This is a genomic window from Streptomyces sp. NPDC056224, assembly GCF_042267665.1.
Lineage (GTDB): Bacteria > Actinomycetota > Actinomycetes > Streptomycetales > Streptomycetaceae > Streptomyces.
Genome location: NZ_JBHJTK010000007.1, coordinates 193,443 through 215,271, shown reverse-complemented (window position 1 = coordinate 215,271; position 21,829 = coordinate 193,443). Strand labels below are relative to the sequence as shown.

21 protein-coding genes and 2 tRNA genes are annotated in these 21,829 nt (G+C 71.0%); 20 read left to right on the top strand and 3 right to left on the bottom strand.

Annotated features, from left to right (window positions below):
- Window positions 1-281: 281 nt before the first annotated feature.
- From rplU to galE, 5 genes are all read left to right on the top strand, one after another.
- Window positions 282-602, top strand: coding sequence for a 50S ribosomal protein L21 (gene rplU / locus ACFCZ1_RS12980; RefSeq protein ID WP_030715748.1), 321 nt, complete (start codon window positions 282-284; stop codon window positions 600-602).
- Between the two features lie 13 nt (window positions 603-615).
- Window positions 616-870, top strand: a complete 255-nt coding sequence (gene rpmA / locus ACFCZ1_RS12975) for a 50S ribosomal protein L27 (protein WP_048480572.1) — start codon at window positions 616-618, stop codon at window positions 868-870.
- A 167-nt stretch (window positions 871-1,037) separates the two neighbouring features.
- Window positions 1,038-2,483, top strand: a complete 1,446-nt coding sequence (gene obgE / locus ACFCZ1_RS12970; RefSeq protein ID WP_376678437.1) for a GTPase ObgE — start codon at window positions 1,038-1,040, stop codon at window positions 2,481-2,483.
- Window positions 2,484-2,553: 70 nt separating this feature from the next.
- The gene (locus ACFCZ1_RS12965; RefSeq protein ID WP_376678436.1) at window positions 2,554-4,170 is read left to right on the top strand and encodes a glycosyltransferase family 2 protein; all 1,617 of its coding nucleotides are present in this window, start codon (window positions 2,554-2,556) and stop codon (window positions 4,168-4,170) included.
- 50 nt (window positions 4,171-4,220) lie between these two features.
- Entirely contained in the window at window positions 4,221-5,234 is a 1,014-nt protein-coding gene (gene galE, locus ACFCZ1_RS12960; protein WP_376678435.1) for a UDP-glucose 4-epimerase GalE, read from the top strand.
- Between the two features lie 78 nt (window positions 5,235-5,312).
- On the opposite strand, the gene ACFCZ1_RS12955 is transcribed toward galE, so the two are convergent.
- Both ACFCZ1_RS12955 and ACFCZ1_RS12950 read right to left on the bottom strand, forming a co-directional pair.
- Window positions 5,313-6,485 (bottom strand): glycosyltransferase, encoded by a 1,173-nt coding sequence (locus ACFCZ1_RS12955; RefSeq protein WP_376678434.1) that lies wholly within the window; start codon window positions 6,483-6,485, stop codon window positions 5,313-5,315.
- Complete coding sequence (locus ACFCZ1_RS12950; protein ID WP_376678433.1) at window positions 6,482-9,370, bottom strand: CDP-glycerol glycerophosphotransferase family protein; 2,889 nt, start codon at window positions 9,368-9,370, stop codon at window positions 6,482-6,484. The genes ACFCZ1_RS12955 and ACFCZ1_RS12950 overlap by 4 nt, the downstream gene beginning before the upstream one ends.
- A 177-nt stretch (window positions 9,371-9,547) precedes the next feature.
- Between ACFCZ1_RS12950 and ACFCZ1_RS12945 the strand changes: the two genes are divergently transcribed.
- From ACFCZ1_RS12945 to ACFCZ1_RS12915, 7 genes are all read left to right on the top strand, one after another.
- On the top strand, window positions 9,548-10,543 hold the full coding sequence (locus tag ACFCZ1_RS12945; protein WP_376678432.1) for a glycosyltransferase family 2 protein: 996 nt from the start codon (window positions 9,548-9,550) through the stop codon (window positions 10,541-10,543).
- Window positions 10,540-10,965, top strand: a complete 426-nt coding sequence (locus ACFCZ1_RS12940; protein WP_376678431.1) for a GtrA family protein — start codon at window positions 10,540-10,542, stop codon at window positions 10,963-10,965. The genes ACFCZ1_RS12945 and ACFCZ1_RS12940 overlap by 4 nt, the downstream gene beginning before the upstream one ends.
- Before the next feature lie 76 nt (window positions 10,966-11,041).
- Window positions 11,042-12,169 carry a glutamate 5-kinase gene (proB, locus tag ACFCZ1_RS12935; RefSeq protein WP_376678430.1) on the top strand — a complete coding sequence of 376 codons (1,128 nt, stop codon included), beginning with the start codon at window positions 11,042-11,044 and terminating at the stop codon, window positions 12,167-12,169.
- 60 nt (window positions 12,170-12,229) lie between these two features.
- Window positions 12,230-12,673 (top strand): hypothetical protein, encoded by a 444-nt coding sequence (locus tag ACFCZ1_RS12930; protein ID WP_376678429.1) that lies wholly within the window; start codon window positions 12,230-12,232, stop codon window positions 12,671-12,673.
- Between the two features lie 107 nt (window positions 12,674-12,780).
- The gene (locus ACFCZ1_RS12925) at window positions 12,781-14,058 is read left to right on the top strand and encodes a glutamate-5-semialdehyde dehydrogenase (protein WP_376678428.1); all 1,278 of its coding nucleotides are present in this window, start codon (window positions 12,781-12,783) and stop codon (window positions 14,056-14,058) included.
- Window positions 14,059-14,135: 77 nt separating this feature from the next.
- Window positions 14,136-14,690 (top strand): hypothetical protein, encoded by a 555-nt coding sequence (locus ACFCZ1_RS12920; protein WP_376678427.1) that lies wholly within the window; start codon window positions 14,136-14,138, stop codon window positions 14,688-14,690.
- A 68-nt stretch (window positions 14,691-14,758) separates the two neighbouring features.
- Entirely contained in the window at window positions 14,759-15,904 is a 1,146-nt protein-coding gene (locus ACFCZ1_RS12915) for a hypothetical protein (RefSeq protein ID WP_376678426.1), read from the top strand.
- Here ACFCZ1_RS12915 and ACFCZ1_RS12910 read toward each other — a convergent pair.
- On the bottom strand, window positions 15,888-16,964 hold the full coding sequence (locus tag ACFCZ1_RS12910) for a M48 family metallopeptidase (RefSeq protein WP_376678425.1): 1,077 nt from the start codon (window positions 16,962-16,964) through the stop codon (window positions 15,888-15,890). The genes ACFCZ1_RS12915 and ACFCZ1_RS12910 overlap by 17 nt on opposite strands.
- A 141-nt stretch (window positions 16,965-17,105) precedes the next feature.
- On the opposite strand from ACFCZ1_RS12910, the gene ACFCZ1_RS12905 reads away from it, so the two are divergent.
- From ACFCZ1_RS12905 to ACFCZ1_RS12870, 8 genes are all read left to right on the top strand, one after another.
- Window positions 17,106-17,273: a hypothetical protein gene (locus ACFCZ1_RS12905; RefSeq protein WP_376678424.1), complete on the top strand. Its 168-nt coding sequence runs from the start codon at window positions 17,106-17,108 to the stop codon at window positions 17,271-17,273.
- A gap of 62 nt (window positions 17,274-17,335) precedes the next feature.
- Window positions 17,336-17,953, top strand: coding sequence for a nicotinate-nucleotide adenylyltransferase (gene nadD / locus ACFCZ1_RS12900; protein ID WP_328925689.1), 618 nt, complete (start codon window positions 17,336-17,338; stop codon window positions 17,951-17,953).
- A 25-nt stretch (window positions 17,954-17,978) separates the two neighbouring features.
- On the top strand, window positions 17,979-19,676 hold the full coding sequence (locus tag ACFCZ1_RS12895; RefSeq protein ID WP_376678423.1) for an LCP family protein: 1,698 nt from the start codon (window positions 17,979-17,981) through the stop codon (window positions 19,674-19,676).
- A 128-nt stretch (window positions 19,677-19,804) separates the two neighbouring features.
- Window positions 19,805-20,251 carry a ribosome silencing factor gene (rsfS, locus tag ACFCZ1_RS12890; protein ID WP_319720701.1) on the top strand — a complete coding sequence of 149 codons (447 nt, stop codon included), beginning with the start codon at window positions 19,805-19,807 and terminating at the stop codon, window positions 20,249-20,251.
- Window positions 20,248-20,904 carry a histidine phosphatase family protein gene (locus ACFCZ1_RS12885; RefSeq protein WP_376678469.1) on the top strand — a complete coding sequence of 219 codons (657 nt, stop codon included), beginning with the start codon at window positions 20,248-20,250 and terminating at the stop codon, window positions 20,902-20,904. Before rsfS ends, ACFCZ1_RS12885 begins: the two co-directional genes overlap by 4 nt.
- A gap of 190 nt (window positions 20,905-21,094) precedes the next feature.
- Window positions 21,095-21,167: transfer RNA gene (locus tag ACFCZ1_RS12880), tRNA-Ala, on the top strand.
- A 145-nt stretch (window positions 21,168-21,312) separates the two neighbouring features.
- Complete coding sequence (locus ACFCZ1_RS12875) at window positions 21,313-21,546, top strand: hypothetical protein (protein ID WP_008738908.1); 234 nt, start codon at window positions 21,313-21,315, stop codon at window positions 21,544-21,546.
- Window positions 21,547-21,678: 132 nt separating this feature from the next.
- Window positions 21,679-21,751 (top strand) — tRNA-Ala (locus tag ACFCZ1_RS12870).
- Window positions 21,752-21,829 lie beyond the last annotated feature (78 nt).

Genomic DNA, 21,829 nt, shown 5'->3' with positions numbered 1-21,829 from the left:
ATGACCGTGGGGCCCCGCCGCGAGGCGGGGCCCCACGGCCGTGCGGGAGCCGGTTTGACCCCTTGGAACCGGCCCCGTAACCTAGACCGTCGGCGTGTCTTGGACGATTAGCGTCCAGCGCGCGCCGCGCTCCTGAGCACCTTCCTCCCGCTTCGTACGCGCAAGCGTCGTCATGGGAGAGGCCGCTCGTCCATTCCGGATCGGTGTGGGCCGTCGAAAGACGGAGTCCGCCTGAGCGGCTGGCTTCAGGAGCATCCGCCCCGAGTGAGAGAGAGATCCGCGTGTACGCCATCGTGCGCAGCGGTGGTCGCCAGCACAAGGTTGCTGTCGGCGACATCGTTGAGGTTGACAAGATTTCCACTGCCAAGGTTGGCGACACGGTCGAGCTCTCGACCCTGCTCGTTGTCGACGGCGACGCCGTGACCAGCGACCCGTGGGTCCTGGCCGGCATCAAGGTCACGGCTGAGATCGTGGACCACCACAAGGGCGCCAAGATCGACATCCTGCGCTACAAGAACAAGACCGGCTACCGCCGTCGCCAGGGTCACCGCCAGCAGTACACGGCGATCAAGGTCACCGGTATCCCCGCGGCTGCGAAGTAAGAGGGACTGAGACATGGCACACAAGAAGGGCGCATCGTCCACCCGGAACGGGCGCGACTCCAATGCCCAGCGGCTCGGCGTGAAGCGCTTCGGCGGTCAGGTCGTCTCCGCTGGTGAGATCCTCGTCCGCCAGCGCGGCACCCACTTCCACCCGGGTTCGGGTGTCGGTCGCGGTGGCGACGACACGCTGTTCGCGCTGCAGGCCGGTGCCGTCGAGTTCGGCACGCACCGTGGCCGCAAGGTCGTCAACATCGTTCCGGCCGCCTGATCCAGCTTCTGCTGATCAAGCGTTCGTAACTTCCCGAGGGCGGATCTCAGCTCTTTCCGGCGCAAGCCGGGAAGAGAGGTCCGCCCTCGGCGTGTTGGTACGTACAGACGTTTATTGGGCGGCAAGGCCTGCCCGGGACATTCCCGCATGTAACTGGAGGAACAACCATGACCACCTTCGTGGACCGCGTCGAGCTGCATGTCGCCGCGGGTAACGGGGGCCACGGCTGCGCCTCCGTTCACCGGGAGAAGTTCAAGCCGCTCGGCGGCCCCGACGGCGGCAACGGCGGCCGTGGCGGCGACGTCATCCTGGTGGTGGAGCAGGCGATCACCACCCTGCTGGACTATCACCACAGCCCCCACCGCAAGGCCACCAACGGCAAGCCCGGCGAGGGCGGCAACCGCTCCGGCAAGGACGGCCAGGACCTGGTCCTGCCCGTGCCGGACGGCACCGTCGTCCTCGACAAGGAGGGCAACGTCCTCGCCGACCTCGTCGGCCAGGGCACCACCTACGTCGCCGCCGAGGGCGGCCGCGGCGGCCTCGGCAACGCCGCGCTCTCCTCCGCCCGCCGCAAGGCGCCCGGCTTCGCGCTCCTCGGCGTCCCCGGCACCACCGGCGACATCGTCCTGGAGCTCAAGACCGTCGCCGACGTCGCGCTGGTCGGCTTCCCGAGCGCCGGCAAGTCCTCGCTGATCTCGGTGCTGTCCTCCGCCAAGCCGAAGATCGCGGACTACCCCTTCACCACCCTCGTCCCGAACCTGGGCGTCGTCACGGCCGGCTCGACCGTCTACACGATCGCCGACGTGCCGGGCCTGATCCCGGGCGCCAGCCAGGGCAAGGGTCTCGGCCTGGAGTTCCTGCGCCACGTCGAGCGCTGCTCGGTGCTGGTGCACGTGCTGGACACCGCCACGCTGGAGTCCGACCGCGACCCGATCGCCGACCTCGACGTCATCGAGGAGGAGCTCAAGCTCTACGGCGGCGGTCTGGAGAAGCGCCCGCGGCTCGTCGTCCTGAACAAGGTCGACATCCCGGACGGCCAGGATCTCGCCGACATGGTCCGCCCCGACCTGGAGGCGCGCGGCTACAAGGTCTTCGAGGTCTCCGCGGTCGCCCGTACGGGCCTGAAGGAGCTCTCCTACTTCCTCGCCGAGGTCATCGCCAAGGCGCGCGCCCGCAAGCCGAAGGAGGAGGCGACCCGCATCGTCATCCGCCCGAAGGCCGTGGACGACGCCGGCTTCACCGTCACCTACGACGAGGCCGAGGACGTCTACAACGTGCGCGGCGAGAAGCCCGAGCGCTGGGTCCGCCAGACCGACTTCAACAACGACGAGGCCGTGGGCTACCTCGCCGACCGCCTCAACCGCCTCGGCGTCGAGGACGCGCTGAGGAAGGCCGGCGCCCGCGCCGGCGACGGCGTGGCCATCGGCTCCGACGAGAACGCGGTCGTCTTCGACTGGGAGCCGACCATGATGGCCGGCGCCGAGATGCTGGGCCGCCGCGGCGAGGACCACCGCCTGGAGGCTCCGCGCCCGGCCACGCAGCGCCGCAAGGAGAAGGACGCCAAGCGCGGCGACTCGGCCCAGCAGGAGTACGACGAATTCCGGCCGTTCTAGTCCCGTTCCCCCGGAGGGCACCCGAGCCGCATTGAAGGCGTCTTTACGCGGGTCGCCTAGGATCCTTCGGGTGAACAGCACCAACCTCCCCACCGTTTCCGTCGTGGTGATCGCGTACAACGACGCCGGGCTCGTGGGCGAGGCCGTCTCCTCGGCCCTCGCCCAGGGCCCGGTGGTCGCCGAGGTCATCGCCGTGAACGACGCCTCGTCCGACGGCACCGCGCGGGTGCTGGACGAGCTGGCCGCCGTGCACCCCCGCCTCAAGGTCGTGCACCGCACGGAGAACAGCGGGGGGTGCGGCACCCCGCGCAACGACGGGATCGCCGTGGCGACCGCCCCGTACGTCCTCTTCCTCGACAGTGACGACATCCTGCCGGCGGGCGCGGCCGAGGCCCTGGTGCGCGCCGCGCGGGAGCACCGCGCCCAGGTCACCGTCGGCGCCGCCGTCCGGCGCGAGCTGCCCCAGCACCACGACGTGCCGTGGATGCCGGGGCTCTACACCCCGGGCGACGTCATCGAGCGGCCCGCGGACCGGCCGGAACTGGTCCGGGACACCCTCTGCGTCAACAAGCTGTACGACCGCGCCTTCCTGGAGAAGCACGGCCTGCGCTTCCCCGACGGCCGGTTCGTCTACGAAGACTTCGCCTTCACCGCCCGGGTCCTGGCCGCCGCCCCGCGGATCGCAGTCATCGGCGACCTCGTCTACGTCTGGCACGTGCGCCGCAGCGCGGCCCAGGTGTCGATCTCCCTGGACCGCAAGGACGTCTCGAACTGGCGCTCCCGCATCGAGGCCCACCGCACGGCCTCCCGGACCCTCGCCGCCGCCTCCCCGGTGCTGGGCAGCGCCTGCCAGGTGAAGTTCCTGGAGTACGACCTGCGCATGTACCTGCGCGAGCTCGGCAGGGACCCCGGGTACCAGGCCGCCTGGTGGACGCTGACCCGCGAGTACGTCGACACCTTCGCCGAGGCCGACATCGCGTCCGCCGCGGCCCACGCCCGCTGGATCGTCGCGTTGCTGCGCGCCACCGCGACCCCGCCCGCCGACATCGAGCGGCTCACCCGGCTGGCCGCGGAGCCGCCGCGCCTGCTGCCCCCGTACGCGACCGCCGCCGACGGGACGCCGGTGTGGAGCGAGGCGCTCCCGGTCGAGCTCGACGGCCTGGCCGCGCTGCCGACGGCCGGACTGCCCGTCACCGTCGACGCCGAGCCGGCGGGCCGGGCCGCCGTCCGCATCCGCGTGCACGACCTGTACGGGCGCCTCGCCGAGGCCGGTCCGCGCACCGCGCAGCTGCGCTTCCTGCCCCGCGCGGGCGGCGACCCCGTCCTCGCGCAGCCGGTGGAACTGCGCCCCGACCAGAACGGCGGCTGGGTCGCGCTGCTGCCCTTCCGCCTCGCCGACCTGGCCGCGACGGGCCGACGGCAGGGGCTGCGCCGGATGCAGGCGTGGAACGTGGGGGTGGGCGTGGACTGCGCCGACGGGACCTCCGTGTTCACCTCCTTGCGCCCCCGCGGCCGGCTGCTCCGCCGCCGGGCGCTGCCCAGCAGCCGGTACGGTGTGCTGCTGGCGCAGCCGTACCGGACGGGGGCCGGCGCCCTCGCGCTACGCCTGGCGCCCGGCGCCGAGGGCGCGCTGTACCTCGTACGCAACCGCCTCCACCGGGCCCGGGCAGGCCGCGGGACGGGCTGACGGCGGCCTGCTTTTCCACACCGAAGTCGGACAGGACCAGGGAGTACCACATGACGTTTCTGATCACCGGTGGCGCCGGATACATCGGCGCGCACGTCGTCCGGGCGATGCTGCTCGCGGGGGAGAAGGTGGTCGTCCTCGACGACCTCTCCACGGGCAACGAGGACCGTGTCCCCGAGGGCGTACCGCTGGTGGTCGGCTCGGTCCTGGACCGGCTGATCCTCGAAAAGACCTTCCGCGAGCACAAGATCACCGGTGTGGTGCACCTCGCGGGCAAGAAGCAGGTCGGCGAGTCCGTCGAGAAGCCGCTGTACTACTACCACGAGAACGTGCAGGGCCTCACGGTCCTGCTCCAGGCCGTGGCCGAGGCGGGCATCCGCAACGTCCTCTTCTCCTCCTCCGCCTCCGTCTACGGCATGCCCGACGTGGACCTGGTCACCGAGGACACCCCGTGCGCGCCGCTGAGCCCGTACGGCGAGACCAAGCTGGCCGGCGAGTGGCTGATCCGCGCCGCCGGCAAGGCGCACGGCATCGCCACCGCCTGCCTGCGCTACTTCAACGTGGCGGGCGCCGCGGCCCCGGAGCTCGCCGACACCGGCGTCTTCAACCTGGTCCCGATGGTCTTCGAGCGCTACGACGCCGGCCAGGGCGCCAAGATCTTCGGCAACGACTACCCGACCCCGGACGGCACCTGCATTCGCGACTACATCCACGTCGAGGACCTCGCGGAGGCCCACGTGGCGGCCGCCCGCAAGCTCGCCGAGTGGGCGGCGGCCGGCGACTACAAGGACCTCACCGTCAACATCGGGCGCGGCGAGGGCGTCTCGGTCGCCGAGATGGTCGAACTGCTGAACACCCACACCGGGCACGACGTCCCGCCGGTGATCGTCCCGCGCCGCGCCGGCGACCCGGCGAAGGTCGTGGCCTCGGCCGACAAGATCACCGCCGAGCTGGGCTGGAAGGCCCGGCACGACGTCAGCGAGATGGTCACCTCCGCCTGGGCCGGCTGGGAAGCCAACAAGGCCGCCCGCAAGGCCGCGCACAAGGACGTCCACAAGCCCTGACCGTCCGCGGTCCGCGTACGAAGCCGCCCGCCCCGGAAGTGTCCGGGGCGGGCGGCTTCGTATGTGTCCGTGGGGTGCTCAGCGCTCCAGGAAGGAGAACAGCCCTTCCCACCGGTCGGTGATCTCGGCGCTGGAGTAGCGCTTGACCGACTGGAAGGCGGTGTCGCCGAGCCGGTCGCGCAGCTCGCGGTCCGACATCAGCGCGTCCAGGTGCCCGGCCAGCTCCATCGTGTTGCCCAGCCGGGCCAGCAGCCCGTCCTCGCCGTGCTCGACGATCTCCCGCACGCCCGGCGCGCAGTCGAAGGCCGCCACCGGCACGCCCGCAGCCATCGCCTCCAGCAGCGTGATCGGGAAGCCCTCGGCCCGGGAGGCCTGCGCGAAGACCGAGGCCCCGCGCAGCGCGCCCAGCACGTCGTCGGTGCTGCCCATCCACTCCACGGAGTCGTCCAGCCCCAGCGAGGTGCAGTGCGCCCGCAGCGCCGGTTCCTCCAGGCCCGCCCCGTAGATCCGCAGCACCCACTCGGGGTGGTGCGGGGCGGCGTCGGCCCACGCGTCGAGCAGCAGGTCCACGCCCTTCTCGAAGGCGAGGCGGCCGACGCTCGCGACGACCTTCTCCGCGCGCGGCGCGGGGGAGTCCGGCATGAAGGGCAGCGGGTTCGGCATGCTCCCGACGTTCTCCATGCCCGCCCGGATCCACAGGTCCGCGTCCTCGGCCGTCAGCACCAGCAGCCGGTCGACCTCGGGGTAGTGGCGGCGGACCCGCTCACCGCGGGTGGACTTCTGGCTGGCCTGGAAGGACTCGTGGCTCATGCCGATGACGCTGAGCCCCTTGGTGTCGGCCAGCGCCACCCACTCCATCGCCCAGACCTGGGTGACGATCACGACGCCGCCCGGGCGCGCGGCACGGAAGAGCTCGCTCAGCCGTTCCGCCTTGGCCCGCATGCCCGCCCGCCGGGCCGCCTGGCGGCGCCGCTCGGGCGCGTTCAGCCGGCCCTTGATCCCGCGCAGCCGGCGCGCGGCCGGCGGGTGGGCGTCGTACAGCGTGGTCATCTCGTACGGCAGGTCCTGCGGGAGCTTCTGGCGGATCTCCTCGGCGACCGGGGCGATGCCGACGATGTGCACACGGTGCCCGCGCTCGGTGAACAGCCGGGCCATCTGGTGCGACCAGGTGGTCACGCCGCCGAGCTCGTCGACGTTGTTGGAGACGAGGAAGATGTCACGGCCGCCCGGGGTGGCGGTCTGCTGGCTCACTTGCCGCTCCTGGTGAAGAACTTCTCGACGATCTGGCGGGCGGCGTCCCCGCGGTCGTACTCGCCGAATTCGGTGAGGAAGCGCTGCCGCGCCTCCGCGTACTTGGCGTCCGCCTCCTCGAAGGCGGCGAGGACCTGCAGGAGTTCGTCCGCCGTCGCCACCACCGGGCCCGGGGCCTTCTCCTTCAGGTCGAAGTACGTACCGCGGATGTCGGTGGCGTACTTCTCGTAGTCGTACGCGAAGAACACCATCGGCCGGTCCAGGACCGCGTAGTCGAACATCACGGACGAGTAGTCGGTGATCAGTCCGTCGGCGAGGGCGAGCAGCGGCGTGATGTCGTGGTGCCGGGACACGTCGACGACCCGGCCCGCGACCGACGGCGGCAGCGAGACGCTGTTGAGGTAGTGGGTCCGCACCAGCAGGGTGAAGCGGTCACCGAGCCGGTCGGCGAACTCCTCGACGTCGAACGGGAAGCTGAAGCCCTCGACCGCGCCGTCCGCGCCGGCCCGGAAGGTCGGCGCGTACAGCAGCACCTTCTTGTCCGGGTCGATGCCGAGCTCGGCCGCCAGCGGGCCGCGCACCCGCTCACCGCTGTCCGCCTCGGCACGCTGCACCTCGACGAGGGCGTCGTTGCGCGGATAGCCGGTGCGCAGCAGCACCTCGTCGCGCAGCCGGAAGCCCTTGGCGAGGGTACGGGTGTCGTGCTCGGAGCGGATCAGGAAGTGGTCGAAGCGGTCGACAGCCGCCTGGAAGCGGTTCTGGCCCGCGCGGCCCTGCGCCTTGGTGCGGGGCTCGTGGAAGCCCATCCGCTTGAGCGCGGAGCCGTGCCAGGTCTGGATGTACGTGGTTCCCGGGCGCTTGGCGAGGGCCAGCGGGAAGCCCTGGTTGTCGACCCAGTACTCGGCCTGGGCCAGGGCGCGCAGGTACGGCCAGCTCCAGCGCCGCACCAGGGTGGCCTCCTTGGGGAAGCCGGTGGGCTTGGCGCCCGCGTACGACCAGATCGCCTCGAACGGGGCGCCCTGGCGGACCATTTCCTCGTAGATGGCCTTGGGGCTGTCGCTGTACTGCTTGCCCATGTGGCTCTCGAAGACGACCGTGCCCTTCTTGACCGGCAGCTTCGAGAAGACCTCGTGGTAGAGCTTCACCTTCTGCTCGCCGGAGCCCATGCTCCGGCGGACCCGCAGGGCCTTGCGCAGGCCCCGCTTGACCACGCCCGCCGCCTTGCCCTGTATGGCGTTGTTGATCAGGCTCTGGGTGCGGACGGCGGCGGCGCTCTCGGCGGTCAGGACGTAGGAGAGGTTGCCCTTCTTGGTGACCTCCGGCTCGAAGCGGTCGGAGACCAGCCGGGTCAGCCGGGGCCGCACGCGCAGGCGGGCCGCCGATTCCAGGTCGACGCCGCCGACCGAGACGCGGGTGGTGACCCGGTCGCTCCCGGCGGTCAGCTTCAGCCGGACGTCCCAGACGGCGTCGATGATGCCGAGGGGGCGGACGGTGCCGCCGACGTCGGCGGTACCGGTCCACTCGATCGTGTCACCGGCGTGGCGCACGGTTGTCACCGGGAAGCTGAACGAACGCACGCCGATCTGCCGGCGGGCCCGGAATTCGAGCGAGGCCTTCAGCTCCGCGTCGGCCGGGATCCGGCCCAGCGGGTTCACGACGGCGCCGGACAGCGTGACCGTGCCGCGTCCGTCGTCCTCGTACGAGGTGAGGCGGTTGCCCAGCTGGAGGGAGGAGAGCGGGGAGGTGTGGAAGCCCTGCTCGGTGACGTCCAGTATCCGGCGGGCCTCGGCGGCCTCGGCGGTGTCGGGGCTGTCGATGTGCTGGGCGCACCAGTAGACGCGCCCGTCGCGTTCCGCGAGCGAGGAGGAGAGCCGTCCCTTGTTGGTCATGGCGTCCGCGGCCGGGAGCAGGTTGTCCCAGTCCTCCTTGCCCAGCAGGAAGGCGCAGATGGCCTGGAGGTAGGTGACGTTCTCGTACGCGGCCGGGTCGATGCCCGCGAGGTAGCCGTTGGCGAGACGGGCGAACTCCTGGCGGTACGCGTCGCTCAGCAGGGGGAGGTCACGCAGGTGCAGGACCAGGTCGTGCTTGAGGAACTTGGCGTCCTTGGCGGACTTGATGTCCGTGTGGCCCTTGGCCGCGAGGAGCTGGTCGACGCGCCGGTGGATCTCCATCCGGTGGACGAAGTTCGCGATCTCGTGGCGCCGGTTGCTGATCGACTTCGCCGCGGTGTTCTCGACCACGTTCCAGAAGTAGACGTGGTTCGGGATCAGCGTGATGCGGCCGGCGGCCACGTACGCCTGGGCGGAGAACAGCAGGTCCTCGTAGTGGATGCCGACCGGGAATTCCAGGCCCTGCTCCAGAAGGAACGCGCGCCGGTAGCACTTGTTCGTGGAGAGGGTGTCGTAGACCAGCAGGTCGGGGAACTCGGTGATCGACTCCAGCGTGCGCGTGCGCGAGTAGATCCAGGGGTACCACTCGGTGGTCTTGCCCCACCGGTTGTCGAGGTGCACGCGTACGCACATGCCCGACACCAGGTCGGAGCCGGTCCGCTCGGCGGCGTCCAGCATGTTGCGGCAGGCGTTGCGCTCCAGTACGTCGTCGCTGTCCAGGAACATGACGTATTTGCCGGTGGCCTGCTGGATGCCGTGGTTGCGGGGCGCGCCGCAGCCGCCGCTGTTCTCCGGCAGCCGGAAGGCGCGGACCCGCCCCGGGTGCGCGGACTCCAGTTCCTGGGCGACCCCGTACGAGCGGTCCTTGCTGCAGTCGTCGACGATCACGACTTCGACCCCGTGCAGGGTCTGGTCCAAAACCGACCGGACTGCTGTCGGCAGACGCTCTGCGTCGTTGTAGACGATGACGACCACGGAGACGTCGGGCACGTGCACCTCGATCCCTTCGTTTCGTTGCGTTTCGTTCAGCTCATTCCGCTTATCTCGTCCACGCTACCGTGTGCCGCCCTCGACTCCGGCAGCCCGACTCCCGCCGTGCATACTTCTGAGGAAGAGGTGAGTGGCGGGTCCGGTCGCCGACAATCACCCGTTCGGACCCAGCAGGAAGTGTTCATGACGAAGCTGTCCGTAGTTGTCCCTTGCTACAACGAAGAGGCCGTCATCGACAGCTTCGACGTCGAGATCCGCAGGGTCCTGGACGCCCTGCCCGTCGAGTACGAGGTCTGCTACGTCGACGACGGCAGCCACGACGGCACCCTCGACAAGCTGCGCAAGATCGCCGCCGAGCACGGGGAGGAGACCCGGTACGTCTCCTTCAGCCGCAACTTCGGCAAGGAGGCCGGCATGCTCGCCGGTCTGCGCGAGGCCACCGGCGACGCCGTCGTGATCATGGACGCGGACCTGCAGCACCCGCCGGAGCTCATCGGGACCATGCTCGACCTCCACCGGCAGGGTCACGACCAGATCATCGCCCGCCGCACGCGTGAGGGCGACAAGAAGCTGCGCTCCGCGCTCAGCCGTCTGTACTACCGGGGCGTGAACCGCTGGGTCGACGTCGAGCTCGCCGACGGGGTCGGTGACTTCCGCATGCTCTCGCGCCCGGCCGTGGACGCGCTGCTGTCGCTGCCGGAGTACAACCGCTTCTCCAAGGGCCTCTTCTCCTGGATCGGTTTCGACACGGTCCACTTCGACTACCGCAACGCGCAGCGCGAGGCCGGCGAGACGAAGTGGAAGTTCGGCTCCCTGCTGAACTACGGCATGGACGGCCTGATCTCCTTCAACAACAGGCCGCTGCGGATCGGGATCTGGCTCGGCGTGTCGCTGGTCGCGCTGACCGGCCTGTACGCCCTGTGGATCACGGTCATGGCGATGACCCACGGTGTCGACTCGCCCGGTTACGTCACCCTCGTCGCGATGATCGCCGGCATCGGCGGCGTGCAGATGATCATGCTGGGTCTGATCGGCGAGTACATCGGCCGCATCTACTACGAGACCAAGCGCCGCCCCCACTTCCTGGTGAAGGAAGCGCACGGCGCCGCCCCGCTCCCGCACACCCCCCGGGCACCGCGGGCGGCGGAGCCGACGGTCACGGAGCGCAGCACCCGATGAGCCGCAGGGACCAGCTCGGCCAGGTCTTCCGCTTCGCCCTCGTGGGCGGGGTCAACACCGGCACCTTCTTCGGCATCTACCTGCTCCTGCACCCCTGGATGCCGTACTTCGCCGCCTACTCCCTCGCCTTCGTGCTGGCGATGGTCGGCTCGTTCTTCATGAACACCTACTTCACCTACCGGACCCGGCCGACGTGGAAGAAGTTCCTGCTCTTCCCGCTGACCAACGTCACGAACTACGTCATCCAGTCGGCCGGCCTCTACGCCCTGGTGACCTGGGCCGGGATGGACACCCGGATCGCCCCGCTGGTCGCGGCGGTCGTGGCCATCCCGTTCACCTTCCTGCTCTCCCGCAAGATCCTCGTCCCGGGCGCCGCGCGTGCCGCGGAGCGGGAACGGGCCGGGACCTCGTCCACGGTCTGAAACCCCTGAGCGGCCGTTGTCCGCCACACCGTAGATTGAGGTGGCAGGCATTTCGGCAAGGGGCAAGGGGACAGACGTGTCAGCGGCTAGGCAAGGTGTCGTGGACGCCCGCAGGATCGTGGTCAAGGTCGGCTCCTCCTCACTGACCACCGCGGCCGGCGGACTCGACGCCGACCGGGTGGACGCGCTGGTGGACGTCCTGGCCAAGGCCCGCAGCGGTGGGGAGAAGGAGATCGTCCTCGTCTCCAGCGGAGCCATCGCCGCCGGACTCTCCCCGCTCGGGCTGCGCCGCCGCCCCAAGGACCTCGCCCGGCAGCAGGCCGCCGCCAGCGTCGGGCAGGGACTGCTCGTCGCCCGGTACACGGCCTCCTTCGCCCGGTACGGCGTCCGTGTCGGCCAGGTGCTCCTCACCACCGACGACACCAGCCGCCGCGCCCATTACCGCAACGCGTACCGCACCCTCGACCAGTTGCTGGAGATGGGGGCCCTCCCCGTCGTCAACGAGAACGACACCGTCGCCACGGACGAGATCCGCTTCGGCGACAACGACCGCCTGGCGGCCCTGGTCGCCCACCTCGTCCGCGCGGACCTCCTCGTCCTCCTCTCCGACGTGGACGGCCTCTACGACGGCGACCCGTCGCTGCCCGGCACCACCCGCATCGAGGAGGTCCGCGGCCCCCGCGACATCGCGCACGTCTCCATCGGCAGCGCGGGCAAGGCGGGCGTGGGCACCGGCGGCATGGTCACCAAGGTCGAGGCGGCGCGGATCGCGGCGGCCGCCGGGATCCCGGTCGTACTGACCTCCGCGAGCCAGGCCACGGACGCCCTGGCCGGCCGGGGGACGGGCACGCTCTTCCACGCCACCGGGCGCCGCTCGGCGGACCGGCTGCTCTGGCTCCAGCACGCGTCGACCCCCCAGGGACACCTTGTACTCGACGACGGGGCGGTGCGCGCGGTCACGGAGCGCGGAAGCTCGCTGCTGCCGGCGGGCATCGCGGCGGTCGAGGGCGACTTCGTCGCCGGTGACCCCGTGGAACTGCGGGCCACCGACGGCCGGGCGGTCGCCCGGGGACTGGTCAACTTCGACGCGAAGGAGCTTCCGCAGCTCCTCGGACGCTCCACCCGCGAGCTTGCGCGCGAACTGGGACCCGCGTACGAACGGGAGGTCGTCCACCGGGACGATCTGGTCCTGCTCCAGGGCTGAGGTTGGGTAAAACCGCCGCGCGGGGGCCCGGGGACTGGTCAACTGTGAGGGCGGGCGGACATGCGCGGCGGAGACAGGAGGCGACTGGTGAGGCGAGCGCTGACCAGCGTCGGACCGGGGGACGGTGACGGCGGTGGAGAGGGACGGGACGACCGGGGCGCGGACTCCCGCCTGTGGCACGTGACCCTGAGCGTCTCCGGCACACCGGCGCCGCTCTCCGAGGTCCGGCGCGGGCTGGAACAACTGGCCCACGACCACCCCTTCCTGCTGACCAGCCGGTACGCCGACGACCACGCGGAGGTCCGCTACTGGGAAGAGGCCCGCGACCTCCACGACGCGGCGGCCGTCGCCCTGCGCCTGTGGGGCGAACACCGCTCCTCGGCGCAGCTCCCGCCCTGGGAGATCGTCGGCCTGGAGGTCATCGACCGCGCCACCTACCGCCAGCGGGTGGCCGAAGGCTATGGCCCGCCCCCGGCCCACCCGGTCGGCGTGCACCCGTACTGAGCACGGCGCCCGCACCGCCGGGGCCCCGCGCAGCCGCGGGCCGCCGGGGCCGTCTCGCGGGGTGGAACCCCGTCGGCAGGGCAACGGCCGGGGATTACCCTGGCGGCATGACCTCGCTCGATGCCGCCACCTCGCCCGTCCTCGCAACGGCCCGCGCCGCCCGTACGGCCGCCGCCGCCATCGCCCCCCTCCCGCGGTCCGCCAAGGACACGGCCCTGCTGGCGATCGCCGACGCGCTGGAGGCCCGTACGGCCGAGATCATCGAGGCCAATGCCGTCGACACCGGCAAGGCCCGCGCCGCCGGCACCAGTGAGACCGTCATCGACCGCCTCACCCTCACCCCCGAGCGGGTCGCCGCCATCGCCTCCGACGTACGGGACGTCGCCGCCCTCCCCGACCCCGTCGGCGAGGTCGTCCGCGGCAACACCCTCCCCAACGGCATCGACCTCCGCCAGATCCGCGTCCCGCTCGGCGTCGTCGGCATCATCTACGAGGCCCGCCCCAACGTCACCGTCGACGCCGCCGCCCTCTGCCTCAAGTCCGGCAACGCGGTCCTCCTGCGCGGTTCCTCCTCCGCCTACGCCTCCAACACCGCCCTCGTCGCCATCCTGCGCGACGCGGTGGAGAGCGCCGGCCTGCCCGCCGACGCGATCCAGCTGGTCCCCGGCGAGTCCCGTGACTCCGTCCGAGAGCTGATGCGCGCCCGCGGCCTCGTCGACGTGCTCATCCCGCGCGGCGGCGCCTCCCTCATCAAGACCGTGGTCGAAGAGTCCACCGTCCCGGTCATCGAGACCGGTACCGGCAACTGCCACGTCTACGTGGACGCCCAGGCCGACCTGGACATGGCCGTGGACATCCTCATCAACTCCAAGGCCCAGCGGCCCTCCGTCTGCAACTCCGCCGAGACCCTCCTCGTCCACCGCGACATCGCCGACGCCTTCCTGCCGCGCGCCCTCGACGCCCTCGCCGGCGCCGGCGTGACCGTCCACGGCGACGCCCGGGTGCTCGCCGCCGCCGAGGGCACCAAGGCCACGGCCCTGCCCGCCACCGACGAGGACTGGGCCGCCGAGTACCTGTCCTACGACATCGCCGCCGGCGTCGTGGACTCCCTCGACGACGCCGTCGCCCACATCCGCCGCTGGACCTCCGGCCACACCGAGGCCATCGTCACCACCTCGCAGGCCGCCGCCCGGCGCTTCACCCAGCTGGTCGACTCGACCACGGTCGCCGTGAACGCGTCCACCCGCTTCACGGACGGTGGCCAGTTCGGATTCGGCGCCGAGATCGGGATCTCGACCCAGAAGCTGCACGCCCGGGGCCCGATGGGCCTGCCCGAGCTGACCTCCACCAAGTACATCGTCACCGGCGACGGTCACATCCGGTAATCAGTTCCTGAACACGGTGTGGCCGGATTTCGGCGTACACCCTGCCCAAAGCAGCCCCCCAGGTCTACCCTGGTCCTGTGCCGGACGACGTGGGGGGCAAGCCGTTCCCGGACGACGGGGAGCCCGACGACGACCGCGGAGGCGCGGACAAGGATTTCGCCTCCGTGGTGTTCGACGAGGCCTTCGTCCGGAACGCCGAGATCCATGAACCGAGCGCCGCCGAGCGTCAGCGGGCGGCCGACCGGGCACGCGCGGAGGCCGAAGCCGCCCGCGCGGTCGCCGGCGGCTGGACGGGCGACGACGACTACGACGCTTACGGATACGGCCACCCCGACGGGTACGGCCCCGACGACGACAGCTGGGGGTACGACCGCGGCCACGGCAGCGCCGACGGCCCGTACGGGGCCTACGGCGGCAGTCTGCGCCCCTACCGCGGCCGCTCGCCCTGGCTCCGTCCCGTCGCCTGGGTGCTCGCCTTCGTGATGGGCCTCGGCATGGTGGCGCTCGCCTTCAGCGCCGTCTACCGCAGCGCCGCGGGCGAGGCGGACCCCGCCCCCGCGCCCGCCAGCACCCCCCGCAAGGAAGTCACCGGCGTCGGTGCGTTTACGTACCCCTCCGACCGCCAACCCTGAAGGTACGACCCCACTCGCACACCCAGGAGCTGGGGGCTTCTCTGAAGCGGGGACAGCGGGGAGAAGCGATGGCCGTACCAGGAGATCCACCCAACGGCACCCCCGAGGGCATCGGCGGCGGTGACGACGAATTCCGGCCGGACGAGTACCGCTCGGTGGTGTTCGACGAGGACTTCGTCCGGGCTGCCCGCCTTCAGGAGTACTCCGCACAGGAACGCATGGGCGAGCACGCCAGGGCCGTCCGCAGCCGCTCCCTCTGGTCGGCCGGCGGCCCCGGCTCCCGCACCGGTACCCCGGGCCGCGGTGCCCGGCAGGGCATGCTGCTCGTGCTGCTCATCGCCACGGCCTTCGCCGCCGCCGTCTACCTGGGGCTGCGCAATCCGTACGTGCCGCCGCCCGGCGGTCCCGCCGAGCCGTTCAGCAGCACCGTCGTCCCGCTCGCCCCCAGCTCCACCGTGCCCGGCGGGCGGCCCGCCGACCTGTACGCGAACAGCCCCGCCGCCGACTACCGCGTCGGGGCGGCCGGAATCACCCTGCCGGCCGTGCGCCGCACGCACCACTTCACCGACGCCCAGGTCGTCACCGCGCTGTCCATCGCCAAGGACTACCTGGTGCAGTCCTCGCTGGACCCCGACGTCCTGGCAGGCACGGCCTCCCGGCCGGTGCGCGTCCTGATCGACCCCGACCAGCTGGCCCAGTTCGACCGCAGCATGACCTCGCCCTCCGGCGACGGCCGCCACGCGGCCACCGGCTGGCTGGTCCGCTTCGACCCGGGCACCGCCGTCGTGGCCGACTCCCGGGTCCGGGTGAGCGGCACGCTCGCCTTCGAGGAGGTCACCCCCGAGCTGCTGGAGGTGACCACCGACCACACCTTCGTGTACGCCGTGCGGCCCGCCGCCGGAGCCCCGGCCCGGGCGGACGGCGCCTCGCTCTTCACGATCCGGCGCGAGCTGCGGCTGCGCTTCGACCGGGAGGACATCGGCGCCCGGCGGGCGGAGCTGGTCTCGGCCTACGTGATGGCCGGACCGCAGGCATGCTCCAGCGACCCGGCCGCGGGCTTCCGCCCGCTGCTGGCCGGAGCCGGCCCCACCACGGTGGGCCCGGCCGCGAGCGATCCGTACGCCAGCGGCCACCCGAGGCGCGCCGCAGGGCTGTGCGGCGTCCTCGCGCAGCGCGAGGGCCCGACGGCGACCCCGGTCAGCCCTGCTCCGTAGCCCCGCCCTTGCCCTCCGGGCCGCCGGCGGATCCGGTACCGGCGCCGGTGAACTTGTCGCGGAGCTTGCCGCCCAGGTCGCCCGCGCCACCCGCGATGTCGCCCACCAGCTTCATCAGCGGATCCTTGCTGGTACGCACCGAGTCGGCGTAGTGCGCGGCGGACTGCCGGAAGGAATCGGTCACCGAGGTGTCCTTGTCCTCGTCCCGCCGCGGGTAGTGGCCGTCCATGATCCGCTGGAAGTCGCGGCTCTCCGACCACTTCTTCAGCTCGGCCGCCCGCACCGTGGTGAACGGGTGCGTCCGGGGCAGCATGTTGAGGATCTTCAGCACGGAGTCGCGCAGATCGCCGCTCGCCTCGTACTCCTCGGCCTGGGCCAGGAAGGCGTCCACGTTCATCTCGTGGAGGTGGTTGCCGCCCGCGATCTTCATCAGGCCGCGCATCGAGGCGTGCACGTCCTGACCCACCAGCAGTCCGGCCCGGTCGGCGGAGAGCTCCGACTTGCGGAACCACTCCCGCAGCGCCGTCACGATCGCCGTGATCGCCACATTGCCCAGCGGGATCCACGCCACCTTGAGCGCGAGACCCGTCAGGAACAGCAGGATCGTGCGGTAGACGGAGTGCCCCGACAGCGCGTGGCCCACCTCGTGGCCCACCACCGCCCGCATCTCCTCCTCGTCGAGCAGCTCCACCAGGCCCGTCGTCACCACGATGATCGGCTCGTCCAGCCCGATGCACATGGCGTTCGGCTTGGGGTCCTGCTGCACGTACATCTGCGGGACCTTCTCCAGGTCCAGGATGTAACAGGCGTCGCGGAGCATCTCGTGCAGGTGCGGGAACTGCGTCTCGCCGACCCGCACCGTGTCCGACAGGAACAGCAGCCGCAGGCTGCGCTCCGGAAGCAGCCCGCTCAGGGCCTTGAACACCGTGTCGAAGCCGCTCAGCTTGCGCAGTGCGACCAGCGCCGAGCGGTCCGCCGGATGCTCGTACGCCCGTGAGGAGATGCCGGGAAACCTCTTGCGGTCCCGCGCCGGCACCTTCTCGAACCCTGTCTGCGCCATAGCGCCCTCCCCTGGATCTGGCCTGACCGGACTTGCGTCTATCCTCTCCAACGCCTGAGTCGGCGTGAGCGTGCCCCAGGCCCCCGCATACGATGTGAGCGAAGTCTCCGCCCGCTCCCCGACTCGATAGGTACCTGCCTGATGAGCCTCTCCTCCACCGCCCACAACCTGGTCGTCCTCGCCTCGGAGGGGGCCGAGCAGCACGGCGGCAACCACGACAGCCTCAACCCCTACGTGACCGGCGGCGGCGCGTTCCTCATCCTGTGCCTGATGCTCTGGATCACCACGCGCCTGAACCGCGACCGCTAGGCCCGTGATTTAGCCCTCTCGCCGAGGCCGCCGGCACTGCCGGGCCAGTAGGCTCTGCGCTCATGGGAGAGCAGGAGATGCCTACCGGTCCGGTCAAGCGCCGGCTCGGCGTGATGGGCGGCACATTCGACCCGATCCACCACGGACACCTGGTGGCCGCCAGCGAGGTGGCCGCCCTGTTCCACCTCGACGAAGTGGTGTTCGTGCCGACCGGCGAGCCGTGGCAGAAGTCGCAGCGTGCCGTGTCGCCCGCCGAGGACCGCTACCTGATGACGGTCATCGCCACCGCCTCGAACCCGCAGTTCTCGGTCAGCCGCATCGACATCGACCGCGGCGGGCCGACGTACACGATCGACACCCTGCGCGACCTGAAGGCGCTGAACGACGACGCCGACCTGTTCTTCATCACGGGAGCCGACGCGCTCGCCCAGATCCTGACCTGGCGGAACGCCGACGAGCTCTTCTCGCTCGCCCACTTCATCGGGGTCACCCGGCCGGGCCACGTGCTCACCGACGACGGACTGCCCAAGGGTGGAGTCTCCCTCGTCGAGGTGCCCGCCCTGGCCATTTCGTCCACGGACTGCCGTGCTCGGGTCGCCAAGGGGGACCCTGTCTGGTACTTGGTGCCGGACGGCGTGGTGCGCTACATCGACAAGCGTGAGCTGTACCGGGGAGCCTGAGCTTCCGGAGAGAGGGGCCCCCGCGGTGAACGACCGACAGGATCCGTACGACCGGTACGATCCGCACCCAGCCCACGAGCAGCAGCTCATCGGCTACGACGCGTACGGGCGGCCGGTGTACAGCCAGGCACCCGCGCAGCCCGCCCCCGAGTACGAGCAGCAGCAGTACGGCTACGACTACCAGGCCCAGAGCCAGGGTTACGGCCAGGCCCAGGGTTACGGCCAGCAGCCGCAGCAGCAGTACTACGAACAGCCCGGCCAGGATTACGGGCAGCAGCAGTACGCCCAGCCGCCCGCCGCCCCCGGCTACGGGTACGACACCCAGCAGACGCAGCAGACCCAGCAGTGGATCCCGCAGCAGTCCGCCCCGGAGCCGGAGGCCCAGCGGCAGCGGGCCCCGCAGGTCCCCGAACCGCGACGGCCCGAAGCCGAGCCCGAGCCCGAGCGCGAGGCGGGCCGGGACTACCGCACCGAGATGTTCGCCTTCATCGACCAGCCGGACGAGGACTCCGAGGACGTCATCGACTGGCTCAAGTTCACCGAGAGCCGCACCGAGCGCCGCGAGGAGGCCCGCCGCCGCGGCCGCAACCGGGTGGTGGCGCTGATCGTCGTCCTCGCCCTGTTCGTCGTCGGCGGCCTCGGCTACCTCTGGTACGCGGGCAAGCTGCCCTTCCTCGACGGTCCCGGGCAGAAGAAGGCCCCGGCGGCCGCAGGGACCGGGGCGCAGAAGCGCGACATGATCGTCGTCCACGTGCACAACACCAAGAAGGGCGGCACCTCCTCGGCGCTGCTCGTCGACAACGTCACCGCCAAGCAGGGGGCCACCGTCCTGCTGCCCAACACCCTCGGCGTCCCCGGCTCCGACGGGACCGCCACCGGCCTCGGCAAGGCGGTCGAGGCGGGCGGCCTCGGCACCCGCGAGGCCCTCGACTCGGTGCTCGGCACGCACATCGGCGGCACCTGGCGCCTGGACACGCCCTTCCTGGAGAACCTGGTCGAGCTGGTCGGCGGCATCGAGGTCGACACCGACACCGCCGTCCCGGCCGACGACGCGGCCAAGGCCCCCGCGGTGGGCCAGGGCCAGAAGCAGAGCCTGAGCGGCCCGATGGCCGTCGCCTACGCCACGTACCGCGCCCAGGGCGAACCGGAGGCCAAGCAGCTGGAGCGCATGGGCAAGGTGCTGTACGCGGTCCTGCGCAAGGTCCCGAGCGACCCGAAGGCGGCCGCGCTCACGGTCGAGAGCATGGGCCAGATCCTCGACCCGGCCCTGAACGCGCAGACGCTCGGCGCCCTGCTGTCGCGGCTCGGCGCGCACGCCAAGGTGGGCGCGTACCGCACCGACCTCCTGAGCGTGAAACCGGACGGCGGCCTGACGGACGACGCCACGAAGAAGGTCGTCAAGGAGGTGCTCGGCGGTTCCGTCGCCGCGGCGCAGCCCGGCGCGGCCCCGCGCGTCGGCCTCAAGGACGCGACCGGTGACGAGAAGACGCAGGTCGCGGCGCGGGCGGCGCTGCTCAACGGCGGCTACGACTTCGTCGACGGCGGCAAGGCGGACAAGACCGCCGCCGCCTCGCAGATCACGTACCAGGACGACGCCCAGCGGGACCGGGCGATCGAGGTCGCCAAGACGCTCGGGCTGCCGGAGACTGCCGTGAAGAAGGCGGAGAACGCGGTGAACGCGGACGTCGTGGTGATCCTCGGCAAGGACTACAAGGCGTCCTGAGGCGTTCCGGGGGGCCCTGATCCGGCTCTGACAGGTGGCTCCGCCCGCGCGGAACGTTCCGCGCGGGCGGTGTCGGCGGTACATGAGACCCTTGTAAGGATCTGCCCGCCAACCCGAAAGCATGGCCAGTGACCGCCACGGACCGCTCCATCGAGCTCATCACCGCCGCCGCCCAGGCCGCGGCCGACCGGCTCGCGCACGACATCATCGCGTACGACGTCAGCGACGTGCTGTCGATCACCGACGCCTTCCTGCTCGCCTCCGCGCCCAACGACCGCCAGGTCAAGTCGATCGTGGACGAGATCGAGGAGCGCCTGCTCAAGGAGCTCGGCGCCAAGCCGGTGCGCCGCGAGGGCGACCGCGACGCCCGCTGGATCCTGCTCGACTACGTCGACATCGTCGTCCACGTCCAGCACAGCGAGGAGCGGGTCTTCTACGCGCTGGAGCGCCTGTGGAAGGACTGCCCCGAGATCGAGCTTCCCGAGGACGCCAAGCTCACCATCGGCAAGGCCGAGGAGCACGCCAAGCTGCGTGAGGCGGCCGGCGACGAGGACCTGGACGGTGATCTGTTCTGAGCACGACCACCTCGGGCAAGTCCGGCAGGAAGATCGTCCTCTGGCGCCACGGCCAGACCTCGTGGAACCTGGAGCGGCGTTTCCAGGGCTCCACGGACATCGAGCTGACCGCGACCGGAGTGGCGCAGGCGCGCCGCTCCGCGCGGCTGCTCGCCTCGCTGAAGCCGGACGCCATCGTGGCGTCCGACCTCCGGCGTGCCGCCGCGACGGCCGCGGAGCTGGCCGCCGTCACGCGGCTGCCCGTGGCGCACGACGCGGCGCTGCGCGAGACCTATGCCGGTGAGTGGCAGGGCCTCACGCACGACGAGATCCTCGCGAAGTACGGCGAGCAGTATGCGGCGTGGAAGCGCGGCGAGCCGGTCCGCAGGGGTGGCGGTGAGCTGGAGACCGAGGTCGCCGAGCGCGCCGCGCCGGTGGTGCTGGAGCACGCCGACCGGCTGCCGGAGGGCGGCACGCTCGTGGTCGTCAGCCACGGCGGCACCATCCGTACGACCATCGGCCGCCTGCTGGGCCTGGAGCCGTACAACTGGGAGGGCCTCGGTGGGCTCTCCAACTGCTGCTGGTCCGTCCTCGGCGAGGGCGCGCGCGGCTGGCGTCTGCTGGAGCACAACGCCGGCACGCTGCCGGAACCGGTGCTCGGCGACGACGACTGAGCGGCTCCTGCGCCGCTCCTGCGCCGCTCCTCCGCCGCTCCTCCGCCGCTCCTGCGCCGGTCCTTCGCCGGTCCTTCGGCGGTCCCCGCCGTGGCTGCCACCCGGATTTCACTTTCCGGCTGGTCGCAGGCTAGAGTTCTTCTTGTTCGCAGCGCGGAACACCGGAGACGGGGGGAGCGCGGCGGAGAGCGGGGCTATAGCTCAGTTGGTAGAGCGCCTGCATGGCATGCAGGAGGTCAGGAGTTCAATTCTCCTTAGCTCCACAATCAGGATCCCGTCCCCAACAGGGGGCGGGATCCTTGGGTTTTACCCCCTTTGCGTTTGCTGACCGGGCCCGCACCGGCATGGCAGAATCGGACAGCCGGAGGGGGGAGACGACGGCCCGATGCGGGAGGGAGTCGCTGACGGATGGGTGCACACCGGCGCCGGTGCGACTGGTGCAACAACGGCACGCCGATCGTGCGGGACATGGACCCGGTCAACCCCGACTACCAGTACTGGTGCGAGGAATGTGCGCGGGCGCTGATCATAAAAGGCGACCCGATCGAGACGTACCGGGAGCTGGAGGGGGAGCCGATCTACGGCCGGCTGCTCGACGAGCACTGCACGCTCAAGCGGTTCTACCAGTTCGCAAGAGCGTGATGGAATAGGTCAAATCGGGCATGGCCTGCGGTCGACGGAAACCGATTTTTGGACCAGGGCCATGACCGTGTAATGTTTGGGACGTCGCCAGGGGGAACCGGAAACGGAAGCCCCGAGCGGCAAGCAAGGCAAGGGGCTATAGCTCAGTTGGTAGAGCGCCTGCATGGCATGCAGGAGGTCAGGAGTTCAATTCTCCTTAGCTCCACAGTGAAGAAGCGGGCCCCCCCGAAAGGGGGGCCCCCCGCAAGTGGTGGGAACCCATAGGTACCGGCCCAGCCTCGGC